Source organism: Streptomyces olivochromogenes (assembly GCF_001514115.1).
Taxonomy (GTDB): domain Bacteria; phylum Actinomycetota; class Actinomycetes; order Streptomycetales; family Streptomycetaceae; genus Streptomyces; species Streptomyces olivochromogenes.
Map to the genome: position 1 here is coordinate 84088 of NZ_KQ948468.1, position 14143 is coordinate 98230.

The 14143-nt window shown below is 58.7% G+C and carries 14 protein-coding genes; 7 read left to right on the plus strand and 7 right to left on the minus strand.

Features of this window, described 5'->3' with window-relative positions:
- Positions 1-64 precede the first annotated feature (64 nt).
- Positions 65-586, plus strand: a complete 522-nt coding sequence (locus AQJ27_RS37185) for a DUF6328 family protein (protein WP_067378750.1) — start codon at positions 65-67, stop codon at positions 584-586.
- A gap of 373 nt (positions 587-959) precedes the next feature.
- On the opposite strand, the gene AQJ27_RS37190 is transcribed toward AQJ27_RS37185, so the two are convergent.
- Entirely contained in the window at positions 960-1418 is a 459-nt protein-coding gene (locus tag AQJ27_RS37190) for an ATP-binding protein (protein ID WP_067378753.1), read from the minus strand.
- A 212-nt stretch (positions 1419-1630) separates the two neighbouring features.
- Between AQJ27_RS37190 and AQJ27_RS37195 the strand changes: the two genes are divergently transcribed.
- Both AQJ27_RS37195 and AQJ27_RS52965 read left to right on the plus strand, forming a co-directional pair.
- On the plus strand, positions 1631-2488 hold the full coding sequence (locus tag AQJ27_RS37195; RefSeq protein ID WP_067378755.1) for a helix-turn-helix domain-containing protein: 858 nt from the start codon (positions 1631-1633) through the stop codon (positions 2486-2488).
- A gap of 12 nt (positions 2489-2500) precedes the next feature.
- Positions 2501-2725 (plus strand): DUF397 domain-containing protein, encoded by a 225-nt coding sequence (locus AQJ27_RS52965; protein WP_079065523.1) that lies wholly within the window; start codon positions 2501-2503, stop codon positions 2723-2725.
- On the opposite strand, the gene AQJ27_RS37200 is transcribed toward AQJ27_RS52965, so the two are convergent.
- Both AQJ27_RS37200 and AQJ27_RS37205 read right to left on the minus strand, forming a co-directional pair.
- Complete coding sequence (locus AQJ27_RS37200) at positions 2682-3842, minus strand: 8-amino-7-oxononanoate synthase (protein ID WP_067378758.1); 1161 nt, start codon at positions 3840-3842, stop codon at positions 2682-2684. The genes AQJ27_RS52965 and AQJ27_RS37200 overlap by 44 nt on opposite strands.
- 198 nt (positions 3843-4040) lie before the next feature.
- Positions 4041-5327: a site-specific integrase gene (locus AQJ27_RS37205; protein ID WP_079065524.1), complete on the minus strand. Its 1287-nt coding sequence runs from the start codon at positions 5325-5327 to the stop codon at positions 4041-4043.
- Positions 5328-5616: 289 nt separating this feature from the next.
- On the opposite strand from AQJ27_RS37205, the gene AQJ27_RS52970 reads away from it, so the two are divergent.
- The 4 genes from AQJ27_RS52970 (at position 5617) to AQJ27_RS55825 (ending at position 7639) form a co-directional block, all read left to right on the plus strand.
- Positions 5617-5814 (plus strand): helix-turn-helix transcriptional regulator, encoded by a 198-nt coding sequence (locus AQJ27_RS52970; RefSeq protein WP_079065525.1) that lies wholly within the window; start codon positions 5617-5619, stop codon positions 5812-5814.
- Between the two features lie 63 nt (positions 5815-5877).
- A complete protein-coding gene (locus AQJ27_RS60935; protein ID WP_079065526.1) occupies positions 5878-6054 on the plus strand; it encodes a ribbon-helix-helix protein, CopG family in 177 nt (58 codons plus the stop codon).
- Between the two features lie 489 nt (positions 6055-6543).
- A complete protein-coding gene (locus AQJ27_RS56640; protein ID WP_159064477.1) occupies positions 6544-6816 on the plus strand; it encodes a hypothetical protein in 273 nt (90 codons plus the stop codon).
- A gap of 253 nt (positions 6817-7069) precedes the next feature.
- A complete protein-coding gene (locus AQJ27_RS55825; RefSeq protein WP_159064478.1) occupies positions 7070-7639 on the plus strand; it encodes a matrixin family metalloprotease in 570 nt (189 codons plus the stop codon).
- A gap of 498 nt (positions 7640-8137) precedes the next feature.
- Here the strand turns inward: AQJ27_RS55825 and AQJ27_RS56645 are convergent, their stop codons facing one another.
- From AQJ27_RS56645 to AQJ27_RS56660, 4 genes are read right to left on the minus strand one after another with little or no spacing between them, the layout of a single operon-like run.
- Positions 8138-9715, minus strand: coding sequence for a hypothetical protein (locus tag AQJ27_RS56645; protein ID WP_159064479.1), 1578 nt, complete (start codon positions 9713-9715; stop codon positions 8138-8140).
- Positions 9716-9728: 13 nt separating this feature from the next.
- On the minus strand, positions 9729-10670 hold the full coding sequence (locus AQJ27_RS56650) for a hypothetical protein (protein ID WP_159064480.1): 942 nt from the start codon (positions 10668-10670) through the stop codon (positions 9729-9731).
- A 2-nt stretch (positions 10671-10672) separates the two neighbouring features.
- Entirely contained in the window at positions 10673-11233 is a 561-nt protein-coding gene (locus AQJ27_RS56655; protein WP_159064481.1) for a hypothetical protein, read from the minus strand.
- Positions 11234-11245: 12 nt separating this feature from the next.
- On the minus strand, positions 11246-14110 hold the full coding sequence (locus AQJ27_RS56660; protein ID WP_159064482.1) for a fibronectin type III domain-containing protein: 2865 nt from the start codon (positions 14108-14110) through the stop codon (positions 11246-11248).
- Between the last annotated feature and the right edge of the window lie 33 nt (positions 14111-14143).

The window sequence follows — 14143 nt, forward strand, 5'->3', positions numbered from 1 at the left end:
CGGCACCCCCTCGGGGTTCCACCCCCCAGGCGTGAAAAGCGGACGGACCGGTTACTCGTTCAGCATGGCTGAGCGACCTTCCCCCGAGGAACGGAACGAGACGCCCCTCGAGCGCGCCGATCGCAACTTCGGCGAGCTGCTCCAGGAGCTGCGTGTCACGCAGACCGGTGTGCAGATCCTCTTCGCGTTCCTGCTGACACTGGCCTTCACCCCGCGCTTCCCGTCCCTCGACACGGTGCAGCGCGCCACGTACGTCACCACCCTCCTGCTGGCCGTGGTGGCCGCCGCGCTCTTCACGGCGCCGGCCGCGCTGCACAGGTCGCTCTTCCGGCAGGGCGCGAAGCCGACCATCGTGCGGGTCTCCTCCGTCCTGGCCACGGTCGGGATGGGCGTGCTCATGCTGGCGCTGACCGGATCGGTGCTGCTCGCCGTGGACGTGGCGCTGGGACGCGCCGCCGGGATCGCCTCGGGCGCGGGCACCCTGCTCGTCTGTGTGGCGCTGTGGGCCCTCCTGCCGGGCCTGGTGCACCGTGCCGTCGTCAGCGGAGCAACGGCTCCGAAGGGAGCACCGGACCGAGAACCGTGAGACCGCACCGAGAGCCGTGAACGCGCTCATCTCCCCACTGCCCGCGGACACGAACCGCGACAGCCGGCCGAGGAAGGTGATCGGCGCCATCGGGTCGAGCGCGTGGGTGACGAACCCCTGCCGCAGTGGGCGGTCCGTCCCGGCTGCTGTCGGCCGAACCGGCCGCACTGCACGGTCGTGCCCGAGTGGGTGGTCGGGACGGCGGCGGCTCCGGTGGGGCCGGGGTTGCTGGAACCGGGAGATCCGCGCCGTACGATCTCCCTCGTCCACCGGACCGGGGACCGCTCGGCACCGGCGGCCGAGCCTTCCGGGCCCTGCTGCGCGGCACCTTCGGATGCGCGGGACAGCGCAGACACGACAACTGAGCCGCTCCTCAGGGCTCTTGTGGACCGCCGGCCGTCACCGGCTCGGCCGGCACCGTCCAGGGCAGCTCGATGGCGACCGTCTTGCCGCCCTCACGGGTGGGCCGGACGACGAGTCTGCCGCCGCATTCGGCGGTCAGCCAGCGGATGATCACCATGCCGCGCCCGTTGTCCTGCTGGACGGCGGCAGGCAGACGTTTCGGAAAGCGCGGATGGCTGTCGGTGACGCCGATCCGCAGGTGTTCGTCTCGGTCGAGCTGGACGTCCACCGTGAAGGTGGGCGACTGGCCGAACGTGTGCTGGACGGCGTTGGTGGCTAGTTCTGACACGATCAGGCGTACGGTGTCCGCGACTTCGGCGTCGCACGGCAGGCCCCATTCGGCCAGCACATCGGCGACGAAATTCCGGGCCGCGGAGACCGAGGCGGGATCGCTCGGCAGAGTGACGGATGCTTCCAGGTGATCTGCCATGGCGACGTCGTCCCTTTCCCACGGGACCGGAGTCCGACACGGAGCGGATGGTTCGAGTACGGTCCCGGACTGGTGCTTCGCGCCAGACTGCCATCACTGGACCGGTCACGGGTGCGATCCACCGAGATATGCATATATCTGTCGCTCGATGCGGTGAACTCTGCGACGGCGGAGCGTATTTGGGCGGCTCGGAAGGAGTAAGGAGTACGGCCATGCAGCACGGTCCCGCGGTGCGCCGCCGCAAGCTCGGTGCCGAACTGCGCGCGCTGCGCGCCGGTGTGGGTCTCACCAGTGGTGAGGCGGCCCGTCTCGTCGGCTGGCACCAGTCGAAGGTGAGCCGGATCGAGACCGGTATCAGTGGGGTGAAACCGGCCGACGTGGAGCGCCTGTTGGACGCCTACGCCGTCACGGAACCAGAGTTACGGGAGCTCCTGGTCGGCCTCGCGGGCTCCGAGGGCAACGGCCGCCATCACTGGTGGCACGCCTACCGCGGGGTACTGCCGCCCACGTACCGCGACTTCATCAGTCTGGAGTCCCAGGCCAGCGGCATGCGCACGCTGGAGACCTCGGTGGTACCCGGACTGCTCCAGACACCCGAGTACGCACGGGAGGTGACCCGGGTCGCCGTCGGCGGCCTGGAGGACGGCAAGCTCGACGCGCTCGTCGAGGTACGCCTCGCCCGGCAGGTCGTCCTGCGTTCGCATCCGCCGCTGGAACTGACCGCGGTCCTGGACGAGGCCGTGTTAAGACGCGAGGTCGGCGGCCCGGAGGTGATGGCTCGGCAACTGGTGCGTCTGCGAGAGGCCGCCGCCCTGCCTCAAGTGCGGCTACAGGTACTGCCGTTCGCCGCGGGAGCCCATATCGGCGTCACCGGGCCTTTCGTTATCTTCTCATTTCCGAACACAACTGATCTGGATGTGGTTGTTCTCGACCACTTGACGAGTAGCCTCTATCTCGAACGGAAAGAAGACCTTCAGGCCTACACCGAGGCCTTCAACGCCCTTCAGTTCCACGCCCTTTCGCCCGAGGACTCGTTGGACTACATCGCCGGGATAGGTGACGGCGCGTAAGGAGGCACCCCCATGACTGCACTGCCTCGGTACGTACGTTCCAGTACTTCACTCCGTGACGTGCGATGGCTGCGCAGCAGCCGTAGTACGGGAATGAACAACTGCGTCGAGACGGCCCGACCCGGCCCAGGACCCTGGGCCGGACTGGTCGCCGTGCGCGATTCCAAGAACAAGGCGGGCCCCGCCCTGCTCTTCACTCCCGCCAGTTGGGAGGGCTTTGTCGCCGGACTGAACTGATCACGCCGACGGCGTGCTCGATCTGCGCGTCGGTGAGGTCCGCGCGGGCGGTAAGCCGCAGCCGTGAGATGCCGTCCGGCACGGACGGGGGGCGGAAGCAGCCGACGGCGAGTCCCGCTTCACGGCAGTCGGCGGCCCACCGCACGGCCTGCTCGGGGGACGGCGCGCGCACGGAGACCACGGCGGCGTCCGGTCGTACGGCTTCCAGGCCCTCGGCGGTCAGCCGGGTGTGCAGCGCCGTCGCCACCTCACGGGCCCGGGCGGCGCGCTCCGGCTCACGGCGCAGCAGCCTGAGCGCCGCCAGGGCCGCGCCCGCCGCCGCGGGCGCGAGACCGGTGTCGAAGATGAAGGTGCGCGCCGCGTTGACCAGGTGGTCGATGACCGGGGCGGGGCCGAGGACGGCTCCGCCCTGGCTGCCGAACGACTTGGAGAGCGTGGCGGTCACGACCACGTCCGGGGCGCCCGCGAGCCCCGCGGCCTGCGGGGCGCCCCGGCCGCCGTCGCCCAGGACGCCCAGCCCGTGCGCGTCGTCGACGAGCAGCGCCGCGCCGTGCTCGCGGCAGGCGGTGGCGAGTTCGGCCAGCGGGGCCGCGTCGCCGTCCACCGAGAAGACCGTGTCGGACACGGCGACGGCGGGACCCTCGTGCGTGCCCAGGGCCTTGCGCACGGCGTCGGGGTCGGCGTGCGCCACGACCTGGGTCGCGCCCCGGGCGAGCCGGCAGCCGTCGATGAGGGAGGCGTGGTTGCCCGCGTCCGAGACGACCAGCGAGCCGTGCGGCGCGAGCGTGGTCACCACAGCGAGATTGGCCGCGTAGCCGGAGGAGAAGACGAGCGCGGACTCGAAGCCGCAGAAGTCCGCGAGCTCACGTTCGAGTTCGCCATGAAGTTCGGTCGTGCCGGAGACGAGCCGCGAGCCGGTCGCACCGGCGCCCCAGCGGTGCGCGGCCCGGGCGGCGGCCGCCGTGATCTCGGGGTGGCGGGCCAGCCCCAGGTAGTCGTTGCTCGCCAGATCGAGAAGGGGTGAGTCGGCGGCGCGGGGGCGCAGGGTGCGGACGAGTCCGGCCTGCAGGCGCTGGTGCGCCTGCTCGTCGATCCACGCGAACGGCGATCCGGCCATGCTGGTGCCTCCGGGCCCTGGGAGTGGTCGTGAGGGGGTCATGAAGGTGGTCGTTTTGTAGGCAGTGCACAGACCCTAGCGGGGCGACGCGGCGCCCATGATGTGGCAATACCCACACGTAGTTTTATCAACCATGGCAAGACGTCCAGGTCAGAGGTTGTATCACCCCTCAGATTGGGGACCGAATCTCACGGAATCTCACGGTTCCAGTGAGAGCACCTTGTCCAGCACTTCTCGTGCGGCCCCCAGGGTCTGAGGGTTCTTCTTCACGTAGTGCTTCCTGGTGGTGGCTGCACTGGTGTGTCCAGCCCAGTCGGCAAGCACCTGGTCCGGCACACCTGCGTTGGCCAGCAGGGTGAGCGTTGCCGACCGCGCCGAGTAGAGCCGCACCTGACGGAGCCCAGTCGACTTCATCAGTCGGTAGGCAAGCCGCCTGTACTGCTGGGTGTTCAGAGGCTCTCCAAGCCCCGTAGCGGTCACGTAGCCCTTGTCTGCGTACGCGCTTCCGGCCGTGACCTTCTCGGCTTCCTGAACGGCCCTCAGAGCCGCCAACGCGGCAAGCACCGGAAGCGGGATCAGGAGCCGACGCTTACCAGCATCCGTCTTGGTCCGCTTTTCCAGAACCTTCGTGCTGCGGACCATGGTCCGAGTGCTGTGCACCGACAGGATGCCGTTCTCGAAGTCGACGGCATCCCACTTCAGTCCGCAGACCTCAGCCGGACGGAGACCCATCAGGGAGAGAAGGAACGACGCGAACAGCCGCTCATTCCTGATGCCTCGCAGGAAGGCTTTCACCTCCTTCTCGTCCCACGGTTCTTCGCTCTCGTGGTCTTCCTCGTACTGCTTCCGAACCGTGGAAGCGATAGAGGTGAACTCTCCTTTGGCTACGTTCATGGACACAATCTTGAGTTCCATGGCGTAGTTGAGCGACCGACGCAGGACGGTAAGCATCTCGTCCACGAAACCGACGCTGAGCCCTGGTCCCTGCCTCCCGTGGACGCGCCCTTCAGTGAGCATGTAGTCCCTGAAGTCCTCCACGTGCGTGGACGTGAGTTCCTTGACCAGCAGTGCACCGAGCCGACCAGTGAGCCGACCAGTCATGGTCTCGTACTTGGCATAGGTGCCTTCCTCCACCCTGCCCTTCATGCGGTCAAGCCACTTGGTGAGAAGCCCTTCTACCGTCATCTTGCTCGGGACAACGGCTGTGCCGTCATCCTTCGCAACGGTGAGACGAGCAACCTCGGACTTCAGGTCCTTCTGAGTGTCCGCCGTGATTGTCTTCTGGATCCGCTTTCCCGTAGCCGGATCCCGCCCAGCGTCTACGACAGTCCGGTACCTCACCGGACCACCCTTCACAGGCTTTGTGCTCGGGCACTTCTTCCCGCCCTTAGCCGAGTGGCTTACAAGGACGTCTTTGGTAGCGGACTCTGAAGTCATCCGCTCACATCCGGAGCACTTCAGTACTCGCTTGATGTTGGAAGCCATCACCTCTCCTTTGATCTAGGGACAGCAGGAAGAGACTAGCAGCCTCTCTCACAGAAGTAGAAGTGTCACAAGAAAGAAGGCTCTGACCTGCAAGTCTTCAAGAGTGGCACTCCTGGATCAAGAGGACTACTAGGAGTAGGTCTAAGAGTCTCTTAGGCGTACCCGTACTAGAACTTTTTCTGGATCACTTAAGCCTCTGACCTGCATCTTCTCCTTAGGAGTAGGGCTAACAAACTGGTGCCTGAACAGGCTTGACGTACCCCCGTTGGTCCCGGTCACCTAAGAAGACGTGAGCACACCAACACTGGAAGAGATCAAGAGGTGGCCAGCAACCATCTCGGTAGCGGAAGCCGCTAACGCACTAGGGATCAGCCGGAGTCATCTCTATGAGCTGATCCGTACTGGAGAAGCACCAGTAGCCGTCTTGAAGCTAGGTGTTTCTACTCGGGTTATCACTGCTTCCCTTGTCCAAGTGCTAGGCGGATGAGTAGCCGACTACGGGAAGCCCATTCATTGATAAAATCTTAAGAAGACAAGAAAGAAGGTGAACATGCCCGGCACTAAGCGAGTGAATAACCTGAAGTCCTTCGCTCTAACCCAAGAAGACAAAGACAACCTCATAGAGCTAGCCGACAGGCAGCAGACCTCACACAGTGAAGTCATCCGACAGGCACTGAGGAAGCTTTTCAAGAGTCACGGGCTCCACGTATCCGAGCCTGACTACTAACACACACAAAGGGAGATAACACCGTGGAGATTGTTTTAACCGTAAGTGCGCTAGTGATGTGGTTAGCCGTATTTGTGAAGCTGACGGGTTTCATCCTGGCTAAGAAGTACCCCAACGCTGCCAAGTGGGCAACGAAGGATCTAAGCCACGACTTTGCCCAGTTCACACAGACCAACCAGCACAACTAAGCACTAGGAGTACACAATGAAGAACCCATTCCGTAAGAGGCTAGTAGTAACCCCAGAGGACACCCTCCCAGAAGTACGTTTAATCACTACCGATGAGACTTCCTGGGAGCCAGTAGACGGACTGGAGAGTGTTGAAGTCCTTGTAGAGCGTCCAACCATCGTTCAGGTTCGCATGGGCCCTAGTGGCTCTCGTACCTATGGAAAGTACCGAGTGCCAACCGACGTGACCGACCTGGACGCGTTCGTAACTGAGCGCGTTAACGAATTCTTCAACAACCGCGCCAACTAAGGAGAAAACGCAATGACTGACATCTCAAGCTGGATTCCTGTAGATGACAGCGAAATCGATCTTGAAGGAGTTGAGTACCTACTTAGCGAGGCAACCGCCCAGGACCCTACCGACGACTTCGCCCTAAAGATTCGCGTCAAGATTGACGGAGTGAAGTACGTATCCAAGTTCATGCTCTCTGAAACCGACGTCTACGAGAAGGGGGAACGCGTTGTAGTTGCAACGCTAGTACCGGTATTCGTTCGTCAGGTAAAGCGTCAACTAGCTGAAACCCGACCTCTCTAATGGAAGTTCATCTAGAGCCAGACTCTGAAGAACCAGAGAACTGGATTGACCTAACAGGTGACGTCTCAGGCACAACCGAGTCCCCCACTTGGAAGTTGGAGATGTACACATCAGCAGAGGGAATGAAGACCGAAGAATGAAGCGACACAAGAACCTCATCAGGTTCTTGGGTGCAATGTTGCTCCTACTCCTACTCTTCAACAATGCGCGACTAATGGCTAGAGCACGGGAGGCGGCTACACATAAGCCTCCCGTGCAGCCGACAAAGGGTCACGGCTGGAAGCTCAGTAACAACACTGGGTTGAAGCGCAATCAGACCTACGTCGTAACGTTTCGAGATGAGGAGTCCCGAAAGAAGCTCAAGCCTTACGTGAAGATTGGCCTTGACCAACTAAACGCAATGCCCGAGATGAAGTCGGCACACATCAGGTTCAACATCGCCAACAAGAACCACTACGTACCACTGCCAGGCAAGGACAACTACCAGGCACGTCCAGGCACCTATACCTTTGTCTACGGACTCAAGTCTTGGCCTAAGGGAGACTGGTCATCCTCCACAATGGGTGGAGTCGTCTGGATCAATGAAGGATATTGGTACAAGACAGGCAAGCTGCACGCTCACGACTATGCGGTTAAGAACATCGTTACTCATGAGCTAGGCCACCTGTTGGGGCTGGACCATTGCGACAAGGAAGCCGGACTCAATCCCTTGATGTGTGAGTTGGGGGACCCCCGAACGTTTGAGCGTCAAGGCTTGTTCCGAGAACCAGACCTAAATGGAATCCGCTACCTCATCATTAACGCCAGAATGGGAGTACAATAAATGCAGGTAGGACTAGAAGACGTCCTGAATGAATACAGGGACCACACAAAGTTCACCACTGATGAACTGCTTATGCATAAGGCTGCACTCAAGAATGCAGAGAAGCAGATTGCAGAACTTCAGGCCGAGAACACCCGATTAAAGTCCGAGTCCGTGCCTAGCGACTCGGAATAACCGAAAGGCTCAATCATGACAAGCCTATACACCCCACCATTGGAAGCAACCGATGACGGACGGGTTATCTATAACCTTCGATTCCACCAGAACGGATACGATGGTGGTCTTACCGAACAGGTAACTGTTGGTCCAAACACTGTTTTTGGAGCCATGCCAGAAGTTGACTTCGAGACAGCGTTAGCTGATTTTGCGAATGCCCTAAAGGTTGCTGGGAACTTCGACATAGTAGCAATTGATAAGATTGCAGTGAGCGCTACTACCCTCTAAGCGGTAGAAATACAGAAGACCCGAGCCAAAGGCTCGGGTCTTTTTCTTTGTGTGTTAGGCAACCCTGCGAATCATCAGTGCGGAATCCGACTGGATAGTGGTTGTTCCAGTGCTGGCATTTGTTGTGAACGTCAGGTTTCCCGCTGTGCTAGACGTCTTAAGAACTCCCTTAAGGAACGCGAGACGCACGCTAGCGCTAGCCGCGTATGCGTTGTTAGTCGCTCCGATGGTAGAGCTGTAGTCCGTGGACGTAGTGGTGTCGTTCCACTTCATGGTTGCACCAGATGGACCAGTCCAAGAGGGTGTCCAAGTACCTGTGGTGTTCTGGACGATCAACTGTGCTTCTACCCAGTATTCAGCGTTAGCTGCAACAGGTAGAACCAGAGCGGTAGAAGCCGTCTGACCCGTTACCGAAATGGACTGGTTAGACGTAGACCGTACATAACCGACAGACCCAATACCTGTGACAGAAAGGTTTCCACCTACGGTCACGGTTCCACTGGTGGTGACAGCCGCCGCGTTCACTGTTCCCGTGAACGTTGGTGAAGCTAGATCAGCCTTCAGGTTAAGTGCCGTCTGCTGAGCCGTACTTACTGGCTTACCGGTATCCGCAGTGTTGTCTACGTTTCCTAAGCCGACCATTGACTTAGAGATACCGCTAACCGTGCCTGTGAAGGTTGGTGAGGCTAAGTCCGCCTTCAGGTTCAAGGCAGTCTGCTGGGCAGTGCTGACAGGCTTTCCTGTGTCGGCTGTGTTGTCCACATTGCCGAGTCCAACCATGGACTTGGTAATGCCGGACACAGTTCCGGTGAAGGTAGGAGAAGCCTTAGGAGCCAACAGGGCTTCAGCACCTGTTGCCCTGGTGGTCTCGTTATCCACGTACGTCTTAGTCGCAGCATGAAGACCGCTAGAAGGTGCACCAGACAGAGTGAGAGCCCCTGTCATGGTGTCTCCAGCCGTATCCACGTACGTGCCGGATACCGCAGCAACGGCATTGTCTACGTACTGCTTTGGAGCCGCCTGGAGGGCCGTAGAGGGGTTACCAGGTAGCACCAGGGCACCAGACATCGTTCCGCCCGAGAGAGGGACGTAGGCGCCGGTTGCGGACCCTGAGTGGTTGTCTACGTACTGCTTAGTCGCAGCCTGAAGTGCACTCGCCGGATCAGCGTTCAGGGTGAGGGCGCCGGTTAGCGTCCCTCCCCCGAGTCCCAGGTAACGGCCGGACAAGTCGACTACGCCAGTCAAGCCGTCGACAGAGACCACAGCGAACGACTGTGGAGCCGCGCCACCAGGTGGAGTCACCTTCAGGTCAACGACCCAATACGGTCCGCCTGTAGTCGGCACACCGATGAAGTAGGTGTTGGAGCCATACCGGTTGAACCCTGGTCCCTCTGTGATCCGGTAGAGGGTGTCTCCATAGTCGGACGTCACGTCATCGTTGCCATAAAGACTCATAGACCAACTGCCATCGGTTCCAGCCGATGCACCGATCTCAGAGACCAACTCCCCTTCTGCACTCTCGACAAAGCCAATCTGTGGAGTGCCGTCAAGGTCCACGAGAGTCGCAGTGATGATGCGGTCACGTAGTCCAAGACTTCCCAATAGCGTTCCATGAATAGTCACTGCGCTCATGAGTCAACCCTCCTTAGGCAATTCGCTGAACGCGCATCCAGCTACCACCAGCCACCACAGCAGCCTGTGTGGAACCAGCGGTAGTGGTCTGCTGAGCCCAACTCAGAGCGAGAGTGCCCGAGCTGGTGGTTGTTACAAGTGCGGTTTCATGAGCCGCACAGAACAAGGTGTTGTCGTTACGTCCGCCGTACTGAACGGCGGTTGTGTAGTTGTGGGCACCATGACGTCCAGTACCACCAGCAGAAGTGCTAGAGAGAATGACTCCCTGATCCGCACCTTCAGCAAAGCGGGTACCCGTAGCGCCACTAGGCACAGTCCACTGAGTCTTAATCCTCGCTGTGTCAGTGGTTCCGTACATGATGTGAATCTCAACAATGTACTTAGCACTAGCGGCAAGAGAAACGGTCAATGCCGGATCATCAGCAAAAGTGTTGGTGTTCCTAGCAGTGTCAGAGGTTTTCTGAACGATGACAGGCTGATACTGCCCAGCCACAATCAACGTGCCAGCAATGGTTACGGTAGAACCAGAAGCACCAACGGTCAGGTTTCCACCCGTACCATTCAGGACGAGAGCGGAAGCGGCGCCATTGTTACGAGCTACAAGAGAGTCGTTGTCAGCAATGAGGTTGACTCCAGAAGTCGGACCGATCTGGAAAGCGTGGCCTGTGCTGCCGAGCGTCGCATTGTTGGTGTTGTTAAGAGAGATCTGAGTACCAGCAGTGAAGATTTCCTGCCACGTGCTGGAGTTGGTACGGAAAAGAATCTTCCCAGTATCCGTCTCAAGAATCGACTGACCAACATAAGGAGAAGAAGGGCGAGTGCTGGAAGTGCACACCCGGTAGTTACTGTTCAGGTCGATACTGTCTAAGTTTGCATTTAGGTCAGTACCTACGTTGATATCGTCTGCTGCGTTTGGCTTGTAGAGGACAAGCCGACTTGTGTTAGTTCCGGACATCTCTACGCCTCCTTCCTATTCTTTAACTGAAAGGCTTCCAGGTTCTTCCTGAGAACACTCCGGCCTTCATTGACTGCCCTGCGCTTGTCTTCAATCAGCTTGGGCTCATTGCGATACTTGCTACGAATCTTGTCTAGTGGGTCTGGCTTACCTGCTGGACTGACAACCTTGACTCGGTTGGCCTTTGCATGCTGGATCCGCACTAAGTGAGCTTCCCGAGCATCCTTCTTTGTCTCAGCATTAAAGAGAGTGGTTGCCTCATAGTCGCCCACACGCGTACCGGCAGAGGGAATAACGGCACGGGAAATGCGCCCCTCCATCAACGCCGGATCATCTCGGTTAAGAGGTGCCTTGTGTGGCTCATGAAGAATGACGTCTAGCAGAGTCTCTACGTCGCTAGGGTCAATTGAATACTCGGCCGCACGCCACTCTAAGGAGTCCTGCGGGAATACATAATCATGATAGGTGCCGTCTGGCTTAAGCGAGACGATATGCCAGAGCGGATTACCGTCACGGGAAAACGTCTCGCTTACTGCCTGCACCTCATACTGCTCTGCTGCCATTTTCAATCTCCCTTAGATCCTGAAGCACCAGTAGTAGAACGCCCATGAGCCGCTAGCGGCTGGGCTAATGGTTAAAGTGAATCCAGATGCATCCGACGCAGTAATAGCGTTGGAGTGGACAATGTCATCTCGGATAGCAACGATTGGAAGCAACTGAGAAGCCATCGTTGGACCAAAGCCGACAGAGAACGAAGAACCACCGCTAGTACCGTCCGTGGACCCGGTGAACAGAGCCTCATTGGATAGCGGAGTCTGGAAGTCAGCAAACGTGCCCAGCATCCTGATCCTGTCGGTAGACAGCCATAGAGTGTTCTCATTGGCCGTGCCACGGTTGGTACCAACAAACGTGTCAGTGGTATTAACCGTGATAACCCCACCGACGCTCTGAACGCCGTTAGCCCCATAACCGATACTTGCGCCGGTTGTAGAGAGGTTTACGAAACCGCCATTGGTGGCCTGGTCTTCACTCTTAACAACCTCAAATCGCGCACCATCCCTAGTGACGCGGATACGGCTGTGACGCTCGATAGTGTCGCTGCCGTCCCTGGGAATCCATGTAGACGAGAACATTCCCATTGCTACTTCATGGTCGTCGTCATTACTGTTGGTCGCTCCGTTGATTCCTCCGTACTCGGTTCCAGCAGTCGAGTAGAAACGAATCTCAGGGAGGTTAGTAGTCGACGGATTCACTAAGAGACGCTTAGACGCACCTTCAGGACCAGAGGCAAGTGTGCCGATGATGGACACGTTTCCGTCTGTGCCGACACTGACTGTCTGCTGTCCGGCCGAGTTGAAAGCCTGCAAGCCGTTCTGATTCAGCTCCACTCGTGCGCCGGAGCTAGCAGTCTGGATAGACGCTCCGAGGATCACGTTGGCGCTCAGGGTTCCAGCCGTAATCTTGCTTGCAGTCAACTCAGAGATGTACTGGGAATCCAGCAGCAGAGCCGTAGCTGAAGCAGCATCAGAAGGAAGCGACTTGTTACCAGCTCGGTCTACGGCGATAACTCTCACGTAACGGGCAGAGGTCTCTTCAACCGGCACAGTGGCAACGGCCGGAATGTGCCCGGTCATCATTCCCTGATCCGCCTTCACGGTTCCCCTCAGCGTGTCAGCAGAAGGGGTGAAGTACGGCTCATATTCCACGTGCACTTCTAGGTGGGCTAAGTCGGATTCCAGGTTGAAGGTTCCGCCCGTCGCCTTTCCTAGCTGATGCACCACCTGAACGGCGATGAGGCTTCCTGCCACAGTGGGGGCGGCTGGAGTGCTAGGCGGAATGTTGTCCTGAGTGGTGACAATCGTGGTCTCACGCCATGCGCCGAGGTTTCCGGCAGTGTCTACCGCACGGATACGGACGTCATAACCAACACCCGTAGCCAAGTCGTTGATTGGGTAAGTGGTCTCACTCCAGGCGACGTAATAGGTCTGCCACGCACTCTCGTTAGGAGTGAACGGCTGAGACCAGGAATTAGCATCCGCCCAAGAGGTGGAACTAACGGAAGACCAAGACTGAGGGTAGATAGCGTCTGTATCAACACGCACCTGAATCTCGTAGTGGTCACCATCGAGAACAGTAGAGCCGTCCACGTTGTTAGGTGCACTCCAGGTGAGTAATACCTTAGAGCGCGTGAACCCTAAGTCATCCTGGTAGTTGGTGGTCTGGAAAGGTTCAACCCATGTAGGCAGATCAGGCACAGAAGTGTCTACAGAGGGACGAGAGCCGATCGGCTGAGTGTTGCTGGAAGTCAACTGCCTGGAGAAGTCTCCAACAGTGATACGGGAATCTCCATCAGACTCAAACTCAACATAGTCAGTGAGGTCATACCAGGTGCCGTCATTGGCTCGGTAAGCAACTGTGTAGTTCTCAGTGATAGGCCAGTCAGTCTCAGTAACCTTCAGGACGATTGGGTTAAGCCTCTGTCCACGGAAGATAACTTCAAAGTCGGTGTCGTATAACTCAGCGTCTGGATCATAGACATAGACGCGGTCACCCACACTGAAGGAACCCTTAACGTCGTAGTCCTTTGTGCTAAGGGTGAGTTCTGCCCGAGTTCCCTCGTAAGAGTCCAGGGCTAGCTGTGCACGAACCGTCGCGTTCTCAGCCGTTGTATCGGATTCAGAGACGACACGAGTAATGATCAGCGCGTTACCGTGCAGATCCTTGTATGGGTTCTGTAGCGGGTCCTTAGTGGCTTCACCGAGGTAGATAGACGCCCCTTCACCCTCAGCCAGGAGAACAACGCGAGTGGTGTAATCCTCGGTGTCTAACTTGGACTCAAAGGATCCGGGCAGTGCCCTGATGTTGAGGTCTTCTCCGGCACCCTTGCGAATGATGATGCACTGGGGATCAGTTACGAAGATGTCTTCCTCTGGACCAGCGTCAAGAGTGGCATTGTTGTTCACCCTCCAAGACACAGGCGCATTCGTGTGAGAGAAGTACTCACACACGTACTGGATAGCGTCCCTTGGGGTCTGCCACTGGTGGACACCTGTGTAGGTGTAGCCACCTGGAACCGAGTAGAGAGTTCCAGCCGTTACAGAAGCTGGCAGAAGACCAGTGATGGTGTTCGGGAAAGTCTCAGCGGTGAAGGTGGCAGGTACCTCAATGACTGCACCTCGGGTGCCTTCATCTCCGAGGTGCCAAGCCATGCCGACACCACCAAGACTTACGTTCTGTCCACCAACGGTCTTTTCCCTGAGCACACCCACATAGCGAGCCTCATCGAGCAATGCGTCTTCATACTGCCGTGGGTCAATACGACCAGGAACAATCGCAACGTGGCCGAACATGCCAATGGCCGTGATGATGTCCTTAGGCGTATCCGCCTTCAGGTCTAAGTCAAAGCTACCGATTGCATTCAGCACTTCCTTGACGCTCATGAGTCTCTACCTCCCTTTAAGTGAGTGTGCTTA